Annotated in this window: 19 protein-coding genes; 2 read left to right on the top strand and 17 right to left on the bottom strand. The window is 68.1% G+C overall.

Annotated elements, in window-relative coordinates; genetic code table 11:
• Positions 1 to 2: 2 nt before the first annotated feature.
• From AC4EEV_RS07175 to AC4EEV_RS07140, 8 genes are all read right to left on the bottom strand, one after another.
• Positions 3 to 917: an NAD(P)H-hydrate dehydratase gene (locus tag AC4EEV_RS07175; protein ID WP_491330531.1), complete on the bottom strand. Its 915-nt coding sequence runs from the start codon at positions 915 to 917 to the stop codon at positions 3 to 5.
• Positions 886 to 1,707, bottom strand: a complete 822-nt coding sequence (locus AC4EEV_RS07170; protein ID WP_491330530.1) for a histidine phosphatase family protein — start codon at positions 1,705 to 1,707, stop codon at positions 886 to 888. Before AC4EEV_RS07170 ends, AC4EEV_RS07175 begins: the two co-directional genes overlap by 32 nt.
• A 149-nt stretch (positions 1,708 to 1,856) precedes the next feature.
• Positions 1,857 to 3,551, bottom strand: a complete 1,695-nt coding sequence (locus tag AC4EEV_RS07165) for an alkaline phosphatase D family protein (protein WP_491330529.1) — start codon at positions 3,549 to 3,551, stop codon at positions 1,857 to 1,859.
• 112 nt (positions 3,552 to 3,663) lie between these two features.
• The gene (locus AC4EEV_RS07160) at positions 3,664 to 4,782 is read right to left on the bottom strand and encodes an LCP family protein (protein WP_491330528.1); all 1,119 of its coding nucleotides are present in this window, start codon (positions 4,780 to 4,782) and stop codon (positions 3,664 to 3,666) included.
• A 126-nt stretch (positions 4,783 to 4,908) separates the two neighbouring features.
• Entirely contained in the window at positions 4,909 to 5,559 is a 651-nt protein-coding gene (locus AC4EEV_RS07155) for an arsenate reductase/protein-tyrosine-phosphatase family protein (RefSeq protein WP_018761709.1), read from the bottom strand.
• Between the two features lie 144 nt (positions 5,560 to 5,703).
• A complete protein-coding gene (locus AC4EEV_RS07150; protein WP_491330527.1) occupies positions 5,704 to 6,327 on the bottom strand; it encodes a DUF305 domain-containing protein in 624 nt (207 codons plus the stop codon).
• Between the two features lie 54 nt (positions 6,328 to 6,381).
• On the bottom strand, positions 6,382 to 6,840 hold the full coding sequence (locus AC4EEV_RS07145; RefSeq protein ID WP_491330526.1) for a hypothetical protein: 459 nt from the start codon (positions 6,838 to 6,840) through the stop codon (positions 6,382 to 6,384).
• A complete protein-coding gene (locus AC4EEV_RS07140) occupies positions 6,837 to 8,954 on the bottom strand; it encodes a copper-translocating P-type ATPase (RefSeq protein ID WP_285319480.1) in 2,118 nt (705 codons plus the stop codon). The genes AC4EEV_RS07145 and AC4EEV_RS07140 overlap by 4 nt, the downstream gene beginning before the upstream one ends.
• Before the next feature lie 222 nt (positions 8,955 to 9,176).
• On the opposite strand from AC4EEV_RS07140, the gene AC4EEV_RS07135 reads away from it, so the two are divergent.
• A complete protein-coding gene (locus tag AC4EEV_RS07135) occupies positions 9,177 to 9,896 on the top strand; it encodes a PAS and ANTAR domain-containing protein (protein ID WP_018761705.1) in 720 nt (239 codons plus the stop codon).
• 85 nt (positions 9,897 to 9,981) lie between these two features.
• Positions 9,982 to 11,349 carry a Na+/H+ antiporter NhaA gene (gene nhaA, locus AC4EEV_RS07130; protein WP_491330525.1) on the top strand — a complete coding sequence of 456 codons (1,368 nt, stop codon included), beginning with the start codon at positions 9,982 to 9,984 and terminating at the stop codon, positions 11,347 to 11,349.
• A 37-nt stretch (positions 11,350 to 11,386) separates the two neighbouring features.
• Here nhaA and AC4EEV_RS07125 read toward each other — a convergent pair whose 3' ends face one another.
• The 9 genes from AC4EEV_RS07125 to AC4EEV_RS07085 form a co-directional block, all read right to left on the bottom strand.
• The gene (locus AC4EEV_RS07125; protein WP_018761703.1) at positions 11,387 to 11,632 is read right to left on the bottom strand and encodes a hypothetical protein; all 246 of its coding nucleotides are present in this window, start codon (positions 11,630 to 11,632) and stop codon (positions 11,387 to 11,389) included.
• Positions 11,633 to 11,831: 199 nt separating this feature from the next.
• Complete coding sequence (locus AC4EEV_RS07120) at positions 11,832 to 12,989, bottom strand: ABC transporter ATP-binding protein (protein ID WP_285319477.1); 1,158 nt, start codon at positions 12,987 to 12,989, stop codon at positions 11,832 to 11,834.
• The gene (locus AC4EEV_RS07115; protein WP_491330524.1) at positions 12,986 to 14,575 is read right to left on the bottom strand and encodes an ABC transporter permease; all 1,590 of its coding nucleotides are present in this window, start codon (positions 14,573 to 14,575) and stop codon (positions 12,986 to 12,988) included. Before AC4EEV_RS07115 ends, AC4EEV_RS07120 begins: the two co-directional genes overlap by 4 nt.
• Positions 14,576 to 14,579: 4 nt before the next feature.
• On the bottom strand, positions 14,580 to 15,629 hold the full coding sequence (locus AC4EEV_RS07110; RefSeq protein ID WP_018761700.1) for an iron ABC transporter substrate-binding protein: 1,050 nt from the start codon (positions 15,627 to 15,629) through the stop codon (positions 14,580 to 14,582).
• Between the two features lie 204 nt (positions 15,630 to 15,833).
• Complete coding sequence (locus AC4EEV_RS07105; RefSeq protein ID WP_018761699.1) at positions 15,834 to 16,556, bottom strand: VIT1/CCC1 transporter family protein; 723 nt, start codon at positions 16,554 to 16,556, stop codon at positions 15,834 to 15,836.
• 76 nt (positions 16,557 to 16,632) lie between these two features.
• Positions 16,633 to 18,336 (bottom strand): alkaline phosphatase family protein, encoded by a 1,704-nt coding sequence (locus AC4EEV_RS07100; protein ID WP_491330523.1) that lies wholly within the window; start codon positions 18,334 to 18,336, stop codon positions 16,633 to 16,635.
• The gene (locus tag AC4EEV_RS07095) at positions 18,337 to 19,515 is read right to left on the bottom strand and encodes an alkaline phosphatase family protein (protein WP_491330522.1); all 1,179 of its coding nucleotides are present in this window, start codon (positions 19,513 to 19,515) and stop codon (positions 18,337 to 18,339) included.
• A 165-nt stretch (positions 19,516 to 19,680) separates the two neighbouring features.
• Entirely contained in the window at positions 19,681 to 20,445 is a 765-nt protein-coding gene (locus tag AC4EEV_RS07090; RefSeq protein WP_109045248.1) for an ABC transporter permease, read from the bottom strand.
• The gene (locus AC4EEV_RS07085) at positions 20,442 to 21,257 is read right to left on the bottom strand and encodes an ABC transporter ATP-binding protein (RefSeq protein WP_491330521.1); all 816 of its coding nucleotides are present in this window, start codon (positions 21,255 to 21,257) and stop codon (positions 20,442 to 20,444) included. The genes AC4EEV_RS07090 and AC4EEV_RS07085 overlap by 4 nt, the downstream gene beginning before the upstream one ends.
• Positions 21,258 to 21,264 lie beyond the last annotated feature (7 nt).

Raw genomic sequence — 21,264 nt, 5'->3', positions numbered from 1 at the left:
AATCAGGTGCTGAGTTCCAGCATCAACGCAGGCATTTCCCCGGCTAGTTCGCGGGCCAGGAACCCCATGGGGCCCCGCCTGCTGGCCAGCCGGTCCGCGGCGGCCGCATGCAGGTGCGTCCCCCAGCATGCCGCCTGGGCGCCGGTGGTTCCCCTCGCCCGGAGGCCGGCGATGGTCCCCGCCAACACATCCCCGCTGCCGGAGGTGCCAAGGCCGCCGTATCCCGTGGTGATCTTCCAGGGGCCCGGGCCGTCGTCGAAGCCTGGAGGCTGCGTGATCAGGCCCTGGCAACTGACAACGGCGCCGAACCGGGCGGAGACCTCGGCCAGGTCTTTTTCAAGGTCCGCCACCTCGCGCCCCAGCAGGATTCCCGCTTCGGTGGGGTTCGGGGTCAGGACCAGCCGGCCGCGCCAGGGGTCCAGCCGGTCTTCCAGCGGCACCAGGGCGCCGAGGGCGTAGGCATCGAGGACGACGGCGGGCCGTTCCGTACCGGGCGACTCGCGGTCAAGCATCGCCACCAGCAGTTCCGCCGCAAGGTCCGGGTCATCCAAGCCCGGTCCGACCAAGACCGCGTCCGCGCCGTCCAAATACGCGGCAACAGGGTCCAGTTCCGCCTTGAGGGAACCTTCCGCAGTTTCGGGCAGCCCGATGCAACCACACTCAGGCAACGCGACCCCCAGCTGCACGGCAACGGACCCGGCCACTGCCAGCGTGAGTTTACCGGCCCCGGCCCGCAGCGCGGCGGTGCCGGCCAGCAGCGCCGCGCCAGGGGTGGTCCGGGCCCCGCCGATCACCAGCACCGACCCACGGGAGTACTTGTCTGCGCCGGGTGCCGGCAGGGGCCACTCGCGCAGGAGCGAGGGGGTGACCAGGGTGGTGCCGGAGTCAGCGGGGCCGGACACTGGTGTCTCCCGCATGCTCGGTGACAGCGACGCCCTGCTCGGCCAGGTGGCTGGCCACGTTGAAGCTTTCCAGGGTCCACGGTCCCTCACCGGAGGGGCGCACAAACCTGGTTACCGAGGCATTGAGGATGGCTTCGGTGGCCGCGAGGTCCAGCAACTCCCTCTCCGTGAGTCCTTCCAGCACGTACCGGAACAGCATGATCACGGCGTCATGGCACACCAGCATGACCCGGTGGCCGGCACCCAGGCCATTCAGCTCTGCCAGGAAGGACCGCAGCCGGAGCGCCACGTCCGCCCAGGATTCCCCGCCCGGCGGCCGGTAGTACAGTTTGCCCAGCCAGTCCCGCCGTTCGGCTTCCACCGGGTAGCGGTTCTCCACGCCCAGCCGGGTGAGCCGGTCCAGGATGCCCAGTTCGCGGTCCCGCAGCCGTTCATCAATCCGAACCTGCAGCGGCCAGCCTGCCGTTTCCACGGCGATCCGGGCTGTCTGACGAGCGCGCGCATAGGGGGAGGAGACCACGGCGTCGGGACGGAACCCTTCCGCGATCCGGGACAGGGCAACACCCAACGCCTTTGCCTGGTCCTTCCCGGTGCCGGAAAGGTCCACATCGGCATCGCGGGCCGGCACGTCGATGACCTCAGCTCCCGCGTCCCGGGCCTCCGTGGCGGCCACGTTGCCTTCGCTTTCGCCGTGCCGGACCAGGAGCAGCTCCACCGCTCCGGCTGCCCTGACCGCTGCTGTCAAGCCGTCGTCGCCGGACGGGCCGCCGCCCGAAATGTCTTTCTTCGAAGAATCGCCGTTCAAGGAACCACCCCGTCCGTTTGCCGTGCCGAAGCCCCACTATGTGCGGCGTACCCAGGGAACGGCGGAAAATAACGGCCGACGGCGGTCCCGGCGCCAGGGGCGCGCGCACCCGCCGTCGGCCCGGCACCAGGGTGATGGGGCCGGAACACCTACCTTTGGGGCGTGAGGGTCTTGGAGAACACGGTGGCGCCGTTGGCGTTCCGGAGGCTCACGGTGAAGCTGTTGTCCTCCCCGAGCTGCACGTGCCCGAAGAACTGGTTTTCGCCGTCCCGCGGGGACTCCCCGGCGAAGCGGCCGGACTTGGAAAACACCACCTCCGGCCCGAACGTGCCGTCCATGGCGTTGGGACCGAACGAGCCCGCCGCGATGGGCCCGGCCACGAACTCCCAGAAGGGGTCGAAGTCGGTGAAGGCCGCCCGCTCGGGGGAGTAGTGGTGGGCGGCGCAGTAGTGCACGTCGGCGGTCAGCCACACAGTGTTCTTCACACCGTTGCGCTTGAAGGCGCTGAGCACCCCGGCCAGTTCAAGCTCGCGGCCCAAGGGTGCGCCGGGGTCGCGGTTGGAGACGCTTTCCTCATTCACGGGTCCGTCCGGGACCACGACGCCCAGGGGCAGGTCGTTGGCGATCACCTTCCACGTTGCCTTGGATTTGGACACCTCGCTGATGAGCCAGTCCACCTGCTCCCGGCCCAGGATGGAGGTGGCATAGGGCTCCTTGCCATCCGTGTTGGGGGACTTGTAGGTGCGCATGTCCAGGCAGAAGATGTCCAGCTGCGGCCCGCGGGAGATCTTCCGGTAGATGCGGGCCGGCTGGTACGTGCCGGCGTCGTCGAACGTGCCGGGCCGCCACAGGGCGGAGCTGTCCGCGATGGGCATGTTTTCCTGCCAGGCCTGGCGGCCGCGCGCGGCGAGGGTGTTGACGTCCCGCACCGTGTAGCGGGAGTCATCCAGGACCTGGCCGGGGTACCAATTGTTGTGGGTCTCGTGGTCGTCCCACTGGGCGATGACCGGGACGTCGGCGAACAACGCGCGCATATTGGCGTCCATGGAGTTGTAGCGGTGCCTGCCGCGGAACTCGGTCAGCGTCTCGGCCACCTTGGAGACCTCCTCGGTCACCAGGTTCTTCCAGACCTGGCCGTCCTTTTCGGTGACGGTCTCCGCAATGGGACCGTCGGCATAGATGGTGTCGCCGGAGTGGATGAAGAAGTCCGGCCGGGTCTGGTGCATGGCCCGGTAGCCGCGCATGCCGCCGACCTCCTCGTTGATGCCCCACCCCTGGCCGGCTGTGTCGCCGGTCCACACGAAGCTCTGCGCAAACGACGCCGGGACGTCGCCGCTGTTGCCCACCCCACCGGTGCGGCCCTTGCCGTTGACCGTCCCGGTGTCGGGGGCCGTGCGGAAACTGCCGAGGACCGTCTCGCTGGCCGCGCCGCCGTCGTCCTCGAAGCTGATTTCCAAGGCGAACCGGGTGTTGGACGGCAGGTTGCCGGCATGGACCTTGGCCGTGAAGTCTGAGGCCTGGGTGGCGCGGGGGCCACGGAGGACCCGCTCAAAGGCACCGCGTCCGCGAAGGACCTGGCCGCCGTCGTCCACCGCCCGCAGGACCGCAGTCATCCGGCCGGCACCCGAGGCGCGGGACCACAGGACGGCAGAATCGGAGGTGACGTCCCCGGTGGCGATGCCGCTGGGGAGGGTGAGGCGGTTGCGGACCAACGCGACGCCGGCGGGAGACTGGCCGGTTTCGGCTGCCTGGGCGGCGGCGGGGACGGAGGCGAGTGCGGCAGCCAGGACCGAGCCTTTGACGACGGTGCGGCGGGAAACGGTGGTGCGGGAGTTCTCAGTCATACCCTGAGGTTCCCGCGGGCGGACGCACGGACATGGTCCTGCGGGTAAACCCGGGGTGAGGCGGTCCTGAACAGGCGGTGGCCAGGTTGGGGGGCCGCCTTGGGGCGGAGGGCTACGGGACCGCGAAGTCGGCGATCCTGCCCTCCCGCAGTGCGGCACCGACGGCGGCGATGCCGCCATAATCGGGGAATACCACCGACTGCCCGGCAGCCATGCCGGTCCCGGCCGTGGGCAGGGTCATGGTGCCGATGGCGTTCACGTCCAGGTTCCGCAGGCTGTAGGCGAGGATGGCGGCCTGGACGGGGTCGAAGCCCTTGTCCACCGTGAGGCAGCAGCCCGCGAAGTCCACCAGCGACCGGACCGCGTTCACGTCGTTCAGGGCGCCGCCGCCGGTAAGCCGGGCCAGGATGGCGCGCAGCATGGTCCGCTGGTTCTGTACCCGTTGGAAGTCTCCGTCGGTGAAGGCGTAGCGTTCGCGGCTGAACTCCAGGGCAGCCTGCCCGTCAAGATGGTTGATGCCCTGGCTGAACACATGCTGGGTTTCGATAGTGGACTGGAAGGCAAAAGGGACGTTGACGTCGATGCCGCCCAGCCCGTCCGTAAGTGCCCGGAAGCCGTTGAAATCGAGCATCAGGGTGTGGTCGATGGTGACGCCCAGCAACTGCTGCACGGTCTGCGTGGTCAGGTCGATGCCGCCGTACTCCAAGGCCGCATTGATCTTGGAGCCGCCCACGCCCGGGACGTCCACCCACAGATCCCGCATGATCGAAATGACATAGAGCGTGTGGCGGTCCGCGGGCACATGGACCAGCATCAACGAATCCGAGCGCTGGTCCGAGGGCTCGCCGGTCTCCGCGGTGTGGTTTGCCTCGTTCCGGGCGATCCCCCGGCTGTCGCTGCCGATGACCAGCACATTCATCTCGGCCGCCGGGAGGTCCGGAATCGGCTGCGGCGGAGGAGGCGGAGCGGGCGCCGGTGGGGGTGTTTCGGACGGCGTGGGTGTGGGCGTGGGCGTTTCGCTCGGTGACTGGGTTTGCGTGGCCGCGGGGGCGGCGTCCCTGCCCGTGCGGTTGAGGCTGAACACCGCGATCCCCGCGGCCGCCACCAGCACCAGTGCCAGCAGGGCGGCGATCCAGCGGCGGCGGCCCAGGGCCGCAAGCCAGGCGGGCCGGTGGGGCACGGACGGGCGGGTGGGGGGACCGGCGGGTCCGGTTGGATCAGGCGTGCTCATGCGGTGCCTCCACCTCATCGTGTTGCGGGTGGGATCAGTGTCCGCCAGTGATACCCCTGTTGGCTACAGGCTTGTCCAAACTGTCACCTGGGGCGTGTCGCCGGGCCGCCGGGCACCCACGGTTCGTTACGGCGCGCCGGCTGCGTCCCCGCGGACCGGGGAATTGAGGCGGGCGTGGCGCAGGATGGACACGATGGCGGGGGCCAGCTGGTCCTCCATCTGCCGGTACACCTCCGGCGGCCGGCGGTACGGGTCCACGATGTCGTTCTCGGCGGGATCTGCGGGGAGCGAGAGGTGCCGCACCCCGGCGGCACGCGCCGGCAATCCCCGCCAACGGGTTGTGTGGGCAGCCAGCCAGCCGTCGTCGTCGGCCGCGTTGTCCGTGGACGCGGACGTGTCCCTCTGGTCCAGGATGTCGAGCATACGGGCGAACTCGCGGATGGTGAAGGTGCGCTTGAGGAGGGAGGCATCGAGCTGCAGGACCTCGCCGCGGTGTCCGGAGGTCATGGTGAGTACCAGGTCCACGCCGCGCAGGATGGCGGGGGTGAGCTGCCGTGCGGCAAACCCTTCCGGATCCCCGCCGTAGGTCCGCACGATCTCCGCGGAAATGGGCTGCATGGGTTCGCCCACCATGGCCCGGGTGCCGGCGCTCGCCACCTGGAACCCTCCCGGCACGGCTTGGTCCAGCCCCGCCTGCAGCAGCCGTTCGGCCACGGGCGAGCGGCAGATGTTCCCGGTGCAGACGGTCAGGATCTTGACTGGCGCGGAATTGTCCAAGGAGATGTTCTCTTTCCCAGCTGGTGGCAGGACCGGTGGGCCCGTGCCTTTCAACTTAACACGCAACGGCGCGGCGGCGGCCCCGTGGCCGGGTGCCGCTGCCGCGCCGTTGCGTGTTTTGAAGCCGGGCGCCCGCCGGGCAGCTTACAGAACGGTCAGCAGCTGCTTCATTTGTGTGATCTCGGCCTGCTGGGCATCCACGATGTCGTGGCCCAGCTTCACGGCGTCCGGGAATTTGCCGGCGCTGATCTCCTGCCGGGCCATGTCGATGGCGCCCTCATGGTGGCCGATCATCTGTTCCAGGAACAGTTTCGCGGCGTCGGTCCCGGTGGCGGACTCCAGCTTCTCGATGCCGGCATCGTCCACCATGCCGGTCATGCCGTGTCCCGAGTGGTCGCTCATCATGGTGGGCACGTTCCAGGCTTTAAGCCAGCCGGTCATCTGCTCGATCTCCGGTGCCTGGGCGGCCTTGATCTTCGTGGCGAGCGCTGTCACCTCTGCGGGCATCCCGGGCTTCGCCAGGACGATGCCGCTCATCTCCACTGCCTGGGCGTGGTGCGGGATCATCATCTGGGCAAACATGATGTCCGCCTGGTTATGGTCGGCGCTGGCGCCGGGCATGGTGCCGGCGCTTGGCATGGTACTCGACATGGGGTTGGAGCTGCCGTGGTCCATGGGCATGCTGCCGGAGCCTGTGGCGCAGCCGGCGAGGCTGAGGGACGCGGCGAGGGCAACGGTGATGGACAGGGTCTTGAATGTGGTGTTCATGGTGTCTTTCAGGGAGGTAGTGGAACTGGGCCGGGGTGATGGGCACAGTCCGGTTTACGTCCGGCTGATGGACAGGTCGCAGGGTGAGGGGCTGGGCGGCAAGTACCCATAGGAGGAGCTGGGGTCGCCGGCCGGCGGCAGCAACGAGACGACGGCAAAGGTTGCCTGGGGTGGGGCAACGGTGACCGGACTCCCCGGTGCGGTTGGGATGCACGGTGCCCCCGATTCCTGCGCTCCCGGGCAGGAGGTGCCGCACGTGGACGTCGCCAGAGCCGGCGCGTCGAGGGAAGCCGCCGCGTGGCCGGTATGGCCCGGCTGGTCCCCAACCGTGGAATGCACGACGGCGGTGTGCCCGGCGGGCGCCGTATGGGAGGCTGCGCTGTGCGACACGACGCCCTGCGCAACGAGCCCGTGCGAGGCGTGGCCCGCGGTCAGTACGTGCATGCCGAGCAGGCCCGCGATAACGGCCAGGGTGCCGGCCAGCAGCAGGGCCTGGTGCAGTGCCCGGTTCACTGCACCTCCGACGGGTTCAGCTTCAGGCGCCGGAGGAGCTGGGCGTTCAAGGCCACCACAACGGTGGAGGCAGACATCAGCACGGCCCCTGCCGCCGGTGAGAGCACTACGCCGGCAAAGGCCAGGACGCCTGCGGCCAGCGGCACGGACAGGATGTTGTAGCCCGCCGCCCACACCAGGTTCTGCCACATCTTCCGGTAGCTCGCCCGGGAGAGGTCCACCATGGACAGCACCGCACGCGGATCGTTTCCTGCCAGCACCACGCCGGCGGATTCCATGGCCACGTCGGTCCCGGCGCCAATGGCGATGCCCACCTCGGCGCGGGCAAGGGCCGGGGAGTCGTTGACGCCGTCGCCCACCATGGCCACCTTCAAGCCACGGGCCTGCAGTTCGGCAACTTTCTTGTCCTTGTCCGCGGGAAGGACCTCGGCGAATACCTCGTCAATGCCCAGGTCCGCGGCCACGGCCTGCGCCACCTGGCGCGCGTCCCCGGTGACCATGGCCACCTTGATACCGCGGCGCTGGAGGGCTGACACGGCCTGCCGCGATTCGGCCCGCACGGCGTCTTCCATGCTCACGGCGCCCAGGATGGTGCCGTCGCCGTCCACCACGTGCAGGACTGCGGCGCCGCGTTCCATCCATGCCCGCGTCCGGACGGCCAGGGCCTCGGGCTCGACGACGCCGAGCTCGCGCAGGAGCGCGGGTCCGCCCACGTGCACAGTGCGGCCGTCCACGACGGCCCGGACGCCCCGGCCCGCCAGGGCGGTGAAGCCCGTGGCTGCCGGGAGTGCCAGGTTCCGGGCTCCGGCGGCCCGGACGATGGCACGCGCCACGGGGTGCTCGCTGTCGGATTCAACGGCGGCGGCCAGGGCGAGCACGGCATCGGCCTCGGCACCTTCGGCGGCGGCGATGTCCTTCAGCTCAGGTTCGCCGGTGGTCAGGGTGCCGGTCTTGTCGAACAGGACGACGTCGACGGTGCGCATGCGCTCCAGTGCCATCCGGTTCTTGATGAGCACCCCTGCCCGGGCGGCCTGTTCGGTGGAAATGGCGATGACCAGCGGGATGGCCAGCCCCAACGCGTGCGGGCAGGCGATCACCAGGACAGTGACGGTACGGGTAACGGCGTCGGGGACGCTTCCCAGCAGCGTCCAGCCGATGAAGGTCAGCACGCCGGCTCCGGCGGCGAAGTAGAACAGGAACGCCGCCGCGCGGTCCGCGAGGGCTTGCGCGCGCGAGGATGAGGCCTGGGCCTCTTCCACCAGCCGCTGGATTCCGGCCAGGGCGGTCTGGTCGCCCACTGCCGTGACCCGGACCCGGACGCTGCTGTCCGTTGCCACGGTTCCGGCCACCACCGGATCGCCGGTGCCGCGTGGGACGGTTTTGGATTCGCCGGTGATCATGGACTCGTCGAACTCCGCCTGGCCGTCCAGCACGGTCCCGTCCGCCGGCATGCGGGCGCCGGGGCGGACCAGGACGAGATCGCCGGGGGCCAGATCGGCAACGGGGACAATTTCCGTGCCGCCCTCCGTGATGCGCTCGGCCTCGTCCGGGAGCAGCGCCGCGAGGGCGTCAAGGGCGCCCTGGGCGGATCCGAGGGCGCGCATTTCGATCCAGTGGCCCAGCAGCATGATGGCCACCAGGAGCGCCAGCTCCCACCAGAAATCCAGGTCGAAGCCGCCGATCCCCAGGCTGGTGACCCAGGAGGCCGCAAAAGCCACGGTGATGGCCATGGCGATCAGCAGCATCATCCCGGGCGTGCGGTCCTTGAGTTCCTGGAGGCCGCCCTTGAGGAACGGCTGGCCGCCATACAGGAAGATCACGGTGCCCAGGACCGGCGGAATCCAGGCGGCGCCGGGAAACTCGGGCGGCATGTAGCCCAGCAGGTGACCCATCATGGGGCTGAAGTAGACCACCGGCACGGACAGGGCGAGCGTCAGCCAGAACCGGTTCTTGAACATGGCGGTGCTGTGGCCGGCGTGCTGCCCGTGGGTGTGCACGGCGTGGTCATCGTCATGCTCGTGGCCGCCGTGGTGAGGGTGCCCGGTGGGGGCCGCCGGAGCGTGCGTGAGGGGGCCGGCCGCCGCCGGGTGGTGGGAGTGGTTCCCGTGGCTCATGTCAGTTCCATTCCATAGACGATCATGGGGCGCTGGGGTTGACCGGCTGTAAGGCCGGTGCAGGCACCGGCCGGGACAAACCACGTCACTGACAACAGCTTGAATATACCCCCTAGGGGTATGTGCGTTCAAGTCCTTAGCCCATTTCCTGCGGGAGTTCCATAGGACCTCCCGCACTACTTTCCGCTGCTCCATTCGCCCATACTGGGAGGAGCGAGTACGGTGCCGGCCCGCTGGGGGCTGGCCAATACCTGGGAAGTGGGCCTCGTGACCGAGCTGAGCGACTTGTACACCTACTCCAGCGCCCTCGGAGACGACCAGTGCGACGCCGGGGTGTTCCGCGTGGACCTGGCCGGGCCGGCGTTCCATTGGTCCAATGGCATGTACCAGCTGCACGGCTACCAGCGCGGGGAGGTGGTGCCCACCCTCGAACTCGTCTTTGCGCACAAGCATCCCGATGACCGCGGACAATGCGAGGAAATCACCGCCAGGGTGGCGGAGACCGGCGGCTTCTTCTGCATGTACCACCGCATTATTGACGCCAAAGGCCACACGCGCCGGGTCATGACCTCCGGTGAGGCGATCCTCGGCGACGACGGATCAGTGGTGGCGCTCGAAGGCGTGATGGTGGACCTCACCCGGACCCTGCAGCGCGAGACCGAACAGACTGCGCGGGATGCCGTTGCCGGCGCCACCTCCACCCGCACGGTGATCGACCAGGCTCGCGGCATCCTCATGGGCCTGCTGAAGCTCGGCTCGGACGAGGCCTTCCAGTTGCTCGTGGCCACCAGCAGCCACCGGAACGTCAAGCTCGTGGTGGTGGCCGCCGAACTGGTGCAGCTGGCCAATTCCGTTGACGGGCGGACCTACCTGGACCGCGCCGTTCGGGCCATCCAACTGCATGGGCGGAGCCGGGACACCGGGGGACGCCGCGCAGGCTGACCCTCCCGCCCGGTAGAATGGACCCAGGTGCGCCGGGAAGTCTGGTCGGCATGGCTTTGTCGAACCCGGAAATAAGGATGCCTCCATGACCTCCGCCCCGCCTGCACCAACACCGCCCCCGCCCAGCCGGAACACGTTTTTCGGCTCCACCGTCTTCTCCCGCGGCAGCTACGCCGAGGCCCTCCGGATCGGTGAAATCCTCCGCAAGGAAACGGTCGGCGGAGCCCTCCTCGTCATCGCGGCGGTCATCGCCCTCGTCTGGGCCAATTCCCCGGCATCGGAGAGCTACTTTGCCCTCCGCGACTTCACGGTGGGCTACGCGCCGTGGCACCTGGAGCTGAGCCTGGGTGCCTGGGCGGCTGACGGCCTGTTGGCCATTTTCTTCTTCCTGGTGGGCCTGGAACTCAAACGGGAATTCGTGGCCGGCGACCTGCGGCAGATCAGCAAATCGATCGTCCCCGTGGCCGCCGCCGTGGGCGGTGTGGCCGTCCCGGCGGTGATTTACGCCGTCGTCAACCTCGCCAGCCCGGAAACCCTGCGCGGCTGGGCCATCCCCACGGCAACCGACATCGCCTTTGCGGTGGCCGTCCTGGCCATCATCGGCTCCCACCTGCCCAGCGCGCTGCGGATCTTCCTGCTGACGCTGGCCGTGGTGGATGACCTGATTGCCATCACCATCATTGCGTTCTTCTACTCCAGCGACATCCAGCCCACCCCGCTGCTCCTGGCGCTCGTTCCGCTGGCGGCCTATGCGTTCCTCGCGCAAAAGTACCGCCGGTTCTTCGGCCGCCATGCCGCCGCGGCCTGGTTGATCCTGCTGCCGCTGGGGGTAATGACGTGGGCGCTGGTGCATGCTTCGGGTATCCATGCCACTGTGGCCGGTGTGCTGTTGGGCTTCGCGGTGCCGGTGATTAGGTCACAGGCCTCCGGCGGTCCGGAAGCGGGTCCGGGGCTCGCCGAGATCTTCGAACACCGGTTCCGGCCCATTTCCGCGGGCGTCGCGGTCCCGATCTTTGCGTTCTTCTCCGCAGGCGTGCTGGTCGGCGGATGGGAAGGCCTGGCTTCGGCGTTGTCGGACCCGGTGGCGCTGGGCATCATCCTGGGCCTGGTCCTGGGCAAGCCGGTGGGAATCCTTGCCACCACCTGGGTGCTGACCAAAGCCACCAGGGCCAGCCTGGACAACTCATTCACGTGGATCGACGTGTTCGGCGTGGCGCTGCTGGCGGGCATCGGTTTCACCGTGTCCCTGCTCGTGGCGGAGCTCAGCTTCGGCAACGGCAGCCTGCATGATGACCATGCCAAGGTGGGCATCCTGGCCGCATCATTGATCGCCGCGCTGCTGGCGACGGTGGTGCTGCGAACCCGGAACCGCCAGTACCGGCTCGCCGAAGAACTCGAGAAAGTGGATTCGGACCACGACGGCATCCCGGACGTCTACCAGGAACGGACCTAAGCCGCTGGTCCTGCCGGCTGCCCGGCCGGAACCCCGCTCACGCCGTCGCGAGCGGCTTCGCCTGGGCGGCCGGTGGAACGGCCGTGACCTCCACGTGCCGGATCTCCAGGGCCTCCGGGTCCAGCAGCTTCCGCGCACCGGTCCTGGAATCCAGGATCCAGAAGAGTTCAAGGGCCGGGACGACGTCGGTCACCCGGCCGCTGTGGAAAAGCTTGCCTCGGTGCCAGGCTTCGATCTGGTCCCCGATGCGGAGCTGGGCGGTACGTATTCCTTGTGCCTCCATGAGGGCTGCCTCCTGCTGTTGTATCCCCGTACGCACAGCTTGCCGTGAAGAGGTTGCCGGAGTGTTTCGGCCCGGTGTTTTTTCTGTGTCAGCAGTGGCGGGCGCACCGGTCAGAAGCTTGTTCGTCCATCTGTGCCCCCTAGCTTCAGATGCGCGGACAAGCTTCGGATACGCCGCCGAGCGCGGCCGGGGCCGGAGCTCAGTCCTCCATCGGGAACGCGACTGCTTCGCCGACCACCCGGAGGCACAGTTCCATCCCGGGCCGGGCAATTGAGGCGTTCCAATGCCGGATGGTGATCACTTCGCCGCCGCCGGGGTACCGGTGGTCCGCGTGCTCCGCCACCTCTTGCGGCACGTTGAGCTTGAGCCGCACCGTGGTTTCGGGGCCGAAGTAGTCAGTGTCCACCACCACGCCGCGGATGGGGCCGTCCTCGGCGATGCGGATCTGCTCGGGCCGCAGCATCAACTGGACCTTGCCCTGCGCCGGCGGCCGGCGCACCGGAATGCCGCCCAGCGAGCAGGTGGCCAGCGACCCTTCGAGCCAGGCATCCAGGATGACGGCATCGCCCAGGAACTCGGCGGTGGCCCGGTCCGCGGGACGGGTGTAGACGACGAAGGGGTTGCCGATCTGGGCCAGCTTGCCGCCGCGCATGACCGCCACCTGGTCGGCGAAGGACAACGCTTCGGCCTGGTCGTGGGTGACCAGGATGGTGGTAACCCCGGCCTCTGCCAGGACCTTGGCCACGGCGCGGCGGGTGGCCACGCGGAGGCCGGCGTCGAGGGCTGAGAAGGGTTCGTCCAGGAGCATCAGTTCCGGTTCCCGGGCCAGGGCACGGGCCAGGGCCACGCGCTGCTGCTGGCCGCCGGAGAGCTGGTGCGGGCGGCGCTTGGCCATGGCCGGATCCAGGGACACCATGTCCAGGAGTTCCGCCACCCGTGCCGCGACGGCCCGCCGGCCGCCCTCCAGCTTGGACGGATCCAGGCCAAAGGCAACGTTCTGGCCCACCGTCAGGTGCGGGAAGAGCGCGCCGTCCTGGGCCACGTAGCCGATCTGGCGTTTGTGCGCCGGGAGCCACGCGCCGTCGCCTGCCACGGTGGTGCCGTTGAGCGAGATGGTGCCGGTGTCCGGGTGTTCAAAACCGGCGATGAGGCGCAGCAGCGTGGTCTTGCCGGAGCCGGACGGACCCACGATGGCGGTGGTCCCGCCCTTGGCCACGGACAGGTTGACGCCCCTCAGGACCGCCTGGGATCCGAAGTTCTTGGTGACGTCCGTGATCTGGAGGTGGCTGTTGGTGGTTGCCGCCACGGAGGGGGAGACCCGTGGTTCGGGCAGCCGACGGGTGGATGGTGCTGTCACTGTCCGGCTACTTTCTTGGACTGTTGGAAGAGGAGGTAGGTCATCGGGGCGGAAAGCAGGATCATCAACAGGGCATAGGGAGCCGCACCGGCGTAGTCGATTTCGCTGCTCTTGCTCCAGAACTCGGTGGCCAGGGTCTTGGTGCCGTTGGGGGACAGCAGCAACGTGGCGGTGAGCTCGTTGGCGATGGCCAGGAAAACCAGGGCCGCACCGCCGGCAGCGGCCGGGGCGGTCAGCCGCAGTGTGACGCGGATGAAGGCCAGCAGCGGCGGCTTGCCCAGCGCCTGCGCGGCCTCGTCAAGCTCCTTGGGAGCCTGCGCCAGCCCGGCCCGGAGGTTCACCAGGGCCCGGGGCAGGAACAGCAGGACGTACGCTGCCACCAGCACGCCGGCTGTTTGGTAGATGCCCGGCATCACGCGGATGCTGACGGTGACGAACGCCAGGGCCACCACGATGCCGGGCATCGAGCTGGTGACGTAGTTGGACAGTTCCAAGGACTTGCTGAACCAGCCGGGCCTGCGGACCGCGAGGTACGCCATGGGGAACGCGACCACGATGGTGGCGGCAGCGCCGGCCAGGCCGTATCCGAACGTGGCCAGCAGGGCCGGGAGGAATTCAGCGGCGGTCCAGACATCCGCGCCGCCGGCCACGATCCATTTCAGCACGTAGTACAGCGGGAGGCCGAACGCCAGTGCCGTCAGCGCCAGCAGGAAGGCCTGGCCCGGGATCTGGTAGGCATGCAGCGGGAGGCGGAGTGCCCGTGCCTGCGCCCCCGAGCCGATCCTCGCGTACCGGGCGGTGCCGCGGCTGCGGACCTCGGCCATCAGAAGCAGCAGGCAGAAGAACACCAGCACGCTGGCCAGCATGTTGCCCGCGGCCCCGTTGAAGGTGGAACGGTATTGGGTCATGATCGCGGTGGTAAAGGTATCGAACCGGATCATGGCGAAGGCGCCGTATTCGGCGAGCAGGTGCAGCCCCACCAGGAGGCCGCCTCCCGTCAGGGCGATCCGCAGCTGGGGAAGCACCACCCGGAAGAATGCCCGCCAGGCGCCCAGTCCCAGAGCGGCGGCGGACTGCTCAATGGCAGGGTCCAGCCGGCTCAGCGTGGCGGCCGCCGGAATGTACACCAGCGGGAAGTAGGACAGGCTGGAGATCAGGATTCCTGAGCCCAGGCCGCCGAGCGAGGGGATGGCCGACACCCAGGCGTAGCTGTTCACGAATGCCGGGATGGCCAGGGGAGCGGCCAGCAGGACAGCCCAGATCCGCCGGCCGCGGAGGTTGGTCCGTTCCACCAGCCAAGCCCCCGCCACGCCAAGCAGCAGGCACAGCGGGACGGTGGCGGCCATCAGGAGCAAGGTGTTGACCAGCAGTTCGCCCACCCGGGGGCGCAGGATGAGGGCGACGGCGGTGTCCCACCCGGTTGCCACCGTCATGTAGACCACGTACCCCAGCGGGACGAGGGAGAAGAGGGCGATCAGCACCGCCAGGACGGACACCGCGGAAACGCCGAAAGGCGGGCGGGGGCTGTTGCCCCGGCCCGCCGTCGTCGTGCCCCGCCTGGCGGGAGCCGATAGATCGGTGGTCACGGAATTAGAGGAGTCCGGCCTGGGTCATCAGATCGCTGACCTTCTGGGAGTTGAGCTTTGCGGCGTCAACCTTGGGCGCCTGCAGGTCCTTGATGGGCACCAGTTTGTCGTTGGCGGGCACATCGGAGCCAATGGCGTATTCGAAGGACGTTCCGTTCTTCAGGACTTCCTGTCCCTTCTTGCCGGTGATGAACTTCAGGAACGCCTGCGCAGCTGCGGCATTCTTGGAGGACTTGAGCACGCCGCCGCCGGAGACGGAAAGGAACGCGCCAGGGTCCTCGTTCTTGAAGTAGTACGGCGTGACGTTGCTGGAGTTCTCGCCGGTCTTGGCCTGGTCGCCATAGTAGTAGTAGTGGTAGATCAGCGCGGCGTCCACTTCGCCGGCGTTGACCGCCTTCATGGCCGTGCTGTTCCCCTTGTAGGCCTTGGAGTTGTCCTTCATGGCCTTGAGCCAGTCTTCGGTGGCGCCTTCACCCTTGAGTTCCAGCAGCGCGGAGACGATGGCCTGGAAGTCGGCGCCGGTGGGCGAAGCGGCCCAGCGGCCCTTCCACTCCGGCTTGGCCAGGTCCAGCATGGACTTGGGCAGCTGGTCCTCGGTGAGCTTGGTCTTGTTGTACACCAGGACGGTGGAGCGGGCGGCGATGCCCGTCCACTTGCCGGTGGACGGCGCGAACTCGGCGGGAACCTGGGCCAGGGTGTCCTTGTTGACGTCGGCGAACAGGCCGGCGTTCTCCACCTGCGTCATGGCGGGGGAGTTTTCGGTGAGGAACACGTCCGCGGGGGACGCCTGGCCTTCCTGGATGATCTGGTTGGACATTTCGGTGTCGTCGCCCTGGCGGAGGGTCACCTTGATGCCGGTTTCCGCCGTGAAGGCGTCCACCCATTCCTTGGTCAGGCTCTCGTGCTGGGCGTTGTAGACAGTGATCTCGCCGGAGGGGGCGCCGTTGGAAGCGGAGCTGTCACCGGCGGGCGTGCCACCGCCGCAGGCGGTCAGGCCGAGAGCTGCGGTGGCGGCGAGTGCGATGCCTGCCAGCGCGCTGTTGCGGATCTTCATTGAGGCTGCTTTCGTGGGGAAAAGTCTGCGTGAACCTAAGTCTTTACGGGCACCGGGAGGCGGTGCCTATGTTCAAAAACTGTAGGGTAGGCAAACCTAAGCTCCAAGCCGGAAAGCGCTTTAAGTGACGAGGTTCACATCAATTACGCAAACATGGCGTGACGTAATTAGCCTCGAAGGTCCCGCCGGTACCCCGGCGGCCCGCTAGGCGATGCCCGTGGTGCCCAGGAGGCTGCCCACCGCAAACGTGAAGGCCATGGCGAGTGCGCCGCCCACCACCAGCCGCAGGGTTGCCTTGCGCTTGGAGCTTCCGCCGATCCTGGCGCTGACGGTGCCGGTCAAGGCGAGCGCCAGGATCACGGCGACGAACGTGACCGGGATGCGCGCCTGCTCCGGCGGGAAAATGATGGCCAGCATCGGCAGTACGGCGCCCACCGTGAAGGCGATCGCGGAGGCGAACGCGGCATGCCAGGGGCTTACCACCTCCTCCTCGTCGATGTTCAGTTCGGCGGACAGGTGCGCCTTCAACGCGTCCTTCGCCGTGAGCTCCTCGGCGACGGTCCGGGCCGTGGCTTCGCTGAGCCCCTTGGCCTGGTAGATCTCCGCGAGCTCGGCCAGCTCGCCGTCGGGATCGTCCCGGAGCTCCTGGCGTTCCTTTTCGATCAATGCCCGCTGGCTGTCGCTCTGGCTGCTGACGGACACGTATTCGCCCAGGGCCATGGACACGGCGCCGCCCACCACGGCGGCCGTTCCCGCCACCAGGATCGGGGCGAGGTCGTTGGTCACGCCCGCGACGCCCACTACGGTTGCCGCGACGGAGACGATGCCGTCGTTGGCGCCCAGGACACCGGCCCGCAGCCAGTTCAGGCGGGCGGCCACGCTGCTGTCGTGGGGTTCGTTGTGGCTGAGCTTCACGGTTTCAGACATGCTGGCAGTTAACCACCGCCCGGTTCCGTTTACCACAAAGGTTTGCATCCCCTAACCGGCCCGGAAACGCCGGGCGTCAGTAGGTGGTGGCATTCGGCAGAATCAGGGGCGGCAGCGGGGCCTGGGTGAAGTCGAAGGACCTGGCGAGGTCGCCCAGCTGCGGGTTGTTTTCACGGACGTCGGGCCGTGCGTCGGGCCGTCCGTCCGTGGCAGGATCGATCCGTTCGCCGCCCAGGAAGTCGTCCTCAATGAATTTGAAGTAGGCGTCGTGGCTCAGCACCTGGTGGTCGATGTAGCCCTTCCGGGCGTACGGGCTGATCACCAGGCCGGGCACGCGCAGGCCGTAGCCGTTGTTGTCCACCACCGGCGGGTTTTCGTGGTCGTAGAACCCGCCCCAGTCGTCCCAGGTGAGGAAAATGGCGGTGCTGTCCCAGTCCGGACCGCTCATCACCGCGTTAATCAGGCCGGCCACGTAGGCCTGCCCGGTGCTGATCTTGGCGGGGGCGTGTTCGCTGACCTTGTCGGTGGGTGCCACCCAGGTGACCGCCGGCAGGGTGCCCTGCCGGGCGGCGTCGTAGAACCCGCCCAGGGGTTTGATGTTGCCTTGCTCGCCGTCTTCCTTGACGGTGTCGAAGTACAGCAGCGGGTTCCACAGGCCGGGGGTCTTGGCGTCCTGCTTGACGGGGTCGCAGGTGGCGGCGTCGTTCCGGCAGTCCGGTTCGGTGCCGTTGAAGACGTAGTAGGCCCAGGACACCTGGTGCTTGTGGAGCAGGAAGGTCAGGTCCGTCCAGGCGTAGTCGGGCAGTTCCAGTTTCTTGGCGGCGTCGGTGAGCTTCTTCTTCAGGTCATCGGACACCGGGGCGGCGTCCACGGCTGCCTGGCAGACGGCGTAGGAATCGGTGGGCTGGCAGCTGGTTCCGATCAGCTGGTCGATCTGGGCAGCGAGGCCCGGATCGATCCCCGCCGCTTCCAGGGCCTCACGGCAGGGGTCCAGGTCCATGCCGGCCTGGCATTTGCCGATCAGGGTGTCCTTGATGATTTGCGGCTCGGGTTCGGGGTCCGGGTCCTGCAGGGCGTTCACGCACGACGACGGGTCCCCGGCTTTGCTGCATTTCGCCGACCATTCCGAGACCAGGTAGAGGTGGGCGGGCAGGCTCCAGGACGCCGCCGAGGCGAACAGGTGGTCCTCGAGGGTGAAATTCTGCGCGTAGGCCCAGTAGTTGGGCAGGTCCCGCCCGTCGTGGTAGCCCATCACGTCGGTGGGCATGGTGGTGCTGTACGTGCACTTGGTGCTGGCGGCGCTGCAGCCGGAGAGCCCCTTCTCCGCCTGGGCTACGAACCCGTCCATGGCGCCGCCGTTGATGTCCCCGGTGGCGTCGGCGTGGCTGTGCGGACCGCCGGCGTTGCTGTCCGCGGAGTTGTAGAAGGGGGCGATGCAGCCGCCATTTGCCGGATCCGGGAGGCACACGGCGGGCTTTCCGTCCTTCATGGGGATGCCGTCTGCGCCGGGGTAGGTCCCGAAGTAGCTGTCGAAGGACCTGTTTTCCTGGGTGATGATCACCACGTGCTTGATCTTGGAGATCCCGGCGTCCGCAGAGGCGCCCTGGCCGGCGGCAGCGCCCGCGCCCGCATCCTGGGCCGGGGCGGAGGAGGGCGTGGTGGGTGCCGGCGGGCCGGCGCGCAACGCGTTGGGAAGGACGACGGCGAGAACCACCAGGACCGCCAGCGCAACGAGGCCTGCCAGGACTGACCGGCGTCGGCCGTTCCATGGAAGCTTCACCTAGGACTCCTTCCGGAATACGTCGTCGCCAAAGGTGGCGACCCCGGGATCGCCGGCCAGCCCCAGCCGGGGGAGGAAGAAGAAGTCCTCGATGCTGGCCAGCAGGCTGTAGTGGTTGTAGGCCCGGTCCGAGGACGTGCCCGCGTTGCTGAACGGCGAGAGCACCAGCGCGCCCACCTTGCCCCCCGCGGCGCCGCCGGCCGGGCTTGCCGTGTCTGATTCAGGCGGACCGGACGAGTCGCCCTCGGCCTCGTCGAAGGTGATCACCAGCATCCCGTCCTGCTTGTAGGCCGGTGAGGACAGGATGGCCGGCACCTGCTCCTTCAACCATCCGTCCACCGCTTCCAGGCCGCCGGTGGTGCCGTCGGCACACGTGGCGTCATGGCCGTCGTGGCACAGGTTGGGTGTGATGTAGGACAGGGTGGGCGTGGTGTCCACGGACTTCAGGTCGCCCGCGAGCGCTGCGAAGTTGACCACGTTCCTGGCACAGTCCGGTGAGGAGGTGATGGAGCGGAAGTACATAAAGGGGTTGTGGTGCGTGGAGTACTGGCTCTCCGGGCTGGCCTTGATGTGGTTGTCAGGCTCGCCCAGCGCCGGGTGTTCGCATGGCTCCTGCATGTCCTCCATGTAGCCCTTCCACGTCTTGCCCTGGGCGGCCAGTTGCCCGGCCAGGGTTTGGGTGTCCTGGGGGTAGACGCAGCCGTCGCCTTGAAGGGTGCCTTCCGAGTCGGTGCCGGTGGCGTTGAACTCGGTGTAGGTGTGGCAGTCGGCCATGGTGCTGTCGTTGGGCCGCTGGCCTGATATCTGGGCCAGGTAGTTGGGCAGTGAATTGTGGGCGATGCCGTAGTAGTTCTTGAGCAGGACGCCCTTCTTGCGGAGCGTTCCGGAGAGGTAGGGCGCGGGGGAATGGTCACCCCATGCGGAGTCGTATCCTTTGTTCTCCAAGGTGATGACGAACACGTGGCCGGGCGTTTGGATGTGGCTTGCAGGGTCCTTGGTGGCGCTGGGCCTGGGTGCCGGGGTGCCTGCCGTGCTGCTGGACACAGACGGGGCAGGCGTGGGCGCGGGGCCATTCGGAGTGCATGCCGCCAAGGTGGGCAGCAGGAGGGCCGGAAGCAGGAGCAGGCCGGGGGCCCGGCGTCGGGCCGCCCCGGTGTGGCGCTCAGTGCTGTTTTTCACGCCCGGCCTCACTTGTTCCTCGCTGCGGGCCTGCCCGCCGGGCTGCGTGGCAGCCCGGCCGGCAGGTATCGGCTCCCCAGCGTTGCGGACACTCTTGCATACCGCGGCCCGGATTTGCACGGGCACTTCCTGTGAGTTCGCAGTGAATCTGTCCGGGTTGCGTCCTCAGCCCACTTTCCGGCGGTAAATGGCTGCAGCGGCCGCGTACGCCACGGCGAGGATCCCGGCCAGCCAGGCAAGCGCCGTCCAGATCCCGGTCCCCACGGGTTCCTGCGCGAGCAGCGCACGGAGGGTGTCCACGATCGGAGTCACCGGCTGGTTCTCGGCAAACCAGGCGACCGGGCCGGGCATGGTGGCCGTGGGAACGAACGCCGAACTGATGAACGGCAGGAAAATCAGCGGGTAACTCATGCCGCTGGCGCCATCCACCGTCTTGGCGGTCAGGCCGGCAACGACCGCCAGCCAGGTCAGGGCCAGGGTGAACAGGACCAGGATTCCGGCGACGGCGAGCCACGCTGCCAAGGATGCGCCGCTGCGGAACCCCATGAGGACCGCAACGCCGATCACGATGGCGATCGCCGCGAGGTTGGCGGCCAGCGACGTGAGGACATGGGCCCACAGGATGCTGGGCCTGGCGATCGGCATGGATCCGAGCCTTTCGACGATCCCGCCCTTGACGTCCAGGAACAGCCGGTAGGCGGTGTAGGCCACGCCCGAGGCGACGGTGATCAGGAGGATGCCGGGCAGGAGGTAGTTCACATAGGAGCCTCCTGAGCCGGTGGTGATGGCGCCGCCGAACACGTAGACGAACAGCAGCATCATGGCCACGGGCGTCACCGCGGTGGTGATGATGGTGTCCGGGCTGCGCAGGATGTGCCGCAGCGAGCGGCCGGTCAGAACGCCGGTATCCCGCAAGGCGTGGGTGCTCATCGGTGGTCCTTTCCTTGCGCCGAGGCGCCGCTGGCACGGCTGTCCGGGGCGGAACCCACCAGGGACAGGAAGACGTCCTCGAGCGAAGGCTGTTTCTCCACGTATTCCACCGTGGCAGCAGGCAGGAGTTGCTTGAGTTCGGCCAGCGTCCCGTTTTGGATGATGATGCCTTGGTGCAGGATGGCGATGCGGTCCGCGAGTTGTTCCGCCTCATCGAGGTACTGGGTGGTGAGCAGCACGGTGGTGCCTTGGCCCGCAAGTTGCCGGATGGTCCGCCATACCTCGTTGCGTGCCTGCGGATCCAGCCCGGTGGTGGGTTCGTCGAGGAAGAGGACACTGGGGTTTCCGATCAGGCTCATGGCGATGTCCAGGCGCCGCCGCATCCCGCCGGAGTAGGTGCCTGCCCTGCGGTGTGCGGCCTCGGCCAGGTCGAACCGGTCCAGCAGGGCGCCGGCAACCGCGTCCGGGCTGGCCAGGTGGCGCAGCCGGGCCACCAGCACCAGGTTTTCCCAGCCCGTGAGGACGTCGTCCACAGCTGTGAACTGGCCCGTGAGGCTGATGGATTCCCGGACGTGCGCGGGTTCCGTGCCGGTGTCGAAACCGTTCACCGTGGCCGTGCCGGCATCCGGCTTCAGCAGGGTGGACAGGATCTTCACCAGCGTGGTTTTTCCGGCGCCGTTGGATCCGAGCAGCGCAAAGATGCTTCCCGGCGTCACGTCAAAGTCGACGCCCCGCAGCACGTGCAGGTCCTTGAACGACTTTTCGATGCCCTGGACCCGGATGGCGGGTTGCAGGGCCTGGTCTGTGGTCACGGCTGGT

It is taken from the genome of Pseudarthrobacter sp. MOO14 (assembly GCF_058267675.1).
The sequence above is the reverse complement of the archived record's forward strand: the minus strand, read 5'-3'. Positions and strand labels throughout refer to the sequence as shown.

Bases quoted from the DNA above. Each gene is read 5' to 3' on its own strand.
- AC4EEV_RS07150 (WP_491330527.1), bottom strand. From the start codon at position 6,327: ATGAACACCACATTCAAGACCCTGTCCATCACCGTTGCCCTCGCCGCG.
- AC4EEV_RS07125 (WP_018761703.1), bottom strand. From the start codon at position 11,632: ATGGAGGCACAAGGAATACGTACCGCCCAGCTCCGCATCGGGGACCAG.
- AC4EEV_RS07090 (WP_109045248.1), bottom strand. From the start codon at position 20,445: ATGAGCACCCACGCCTTGCGGGATACCGGCGTTCTGACCGGCCGCTCG.
- AC4EEV_RS07175 (WP_491330531.1), bottom strand. From the start codon at position 917: ATGCGGGAGACACCAGTGTCCGGCCCCGCTGACTCCGGCACCACCCTG.
- AC4EEV_RS07160 (WP_491330528.1), bottom strand. From the start codon at position 4,782: ATGAGCACGCCTGATCCAACCGGACCCGCCGGTCCCCCCACCCGCCCG.
- AC4EEV_RS07110 (WP_018761700.1), bottom strand. From the start codon at position 15,629: ATGAAGATCCGCAACAGCGCGCTGGCAGGCATCGCACTCGCCGCCACC.
- AC4EEV_RS07105 (WP_018761699.1), bottom strand. From the start codon at position 16,556: ATGTCTGAAACCGTGAAGCTCAGCCACAACGAACCCCACGACAGCAGC.
- AC4EEV_RS07140 (WP_285319480.1), bottom strand. From the start codon at position 8,954: ATGAGCCACGGGAACCACTCCCACCACCCGGCGGCGGCCGGCCCCCTC.
- nhaA (WP_491330525.1), top strand. From the start codon at position 9,982: ATGACCTCCGCCCCGCCTGCACCAACACCGCCCCCGCCCAGCCGGAAC.
- AC4EEV_RS07165 (WP_491330529.1), bottom strand. From the start codon at position 3,551: ATGACTGAGAACTCCCGCACCACCGTTTCCCGCCGCACCGTCGTCAAA.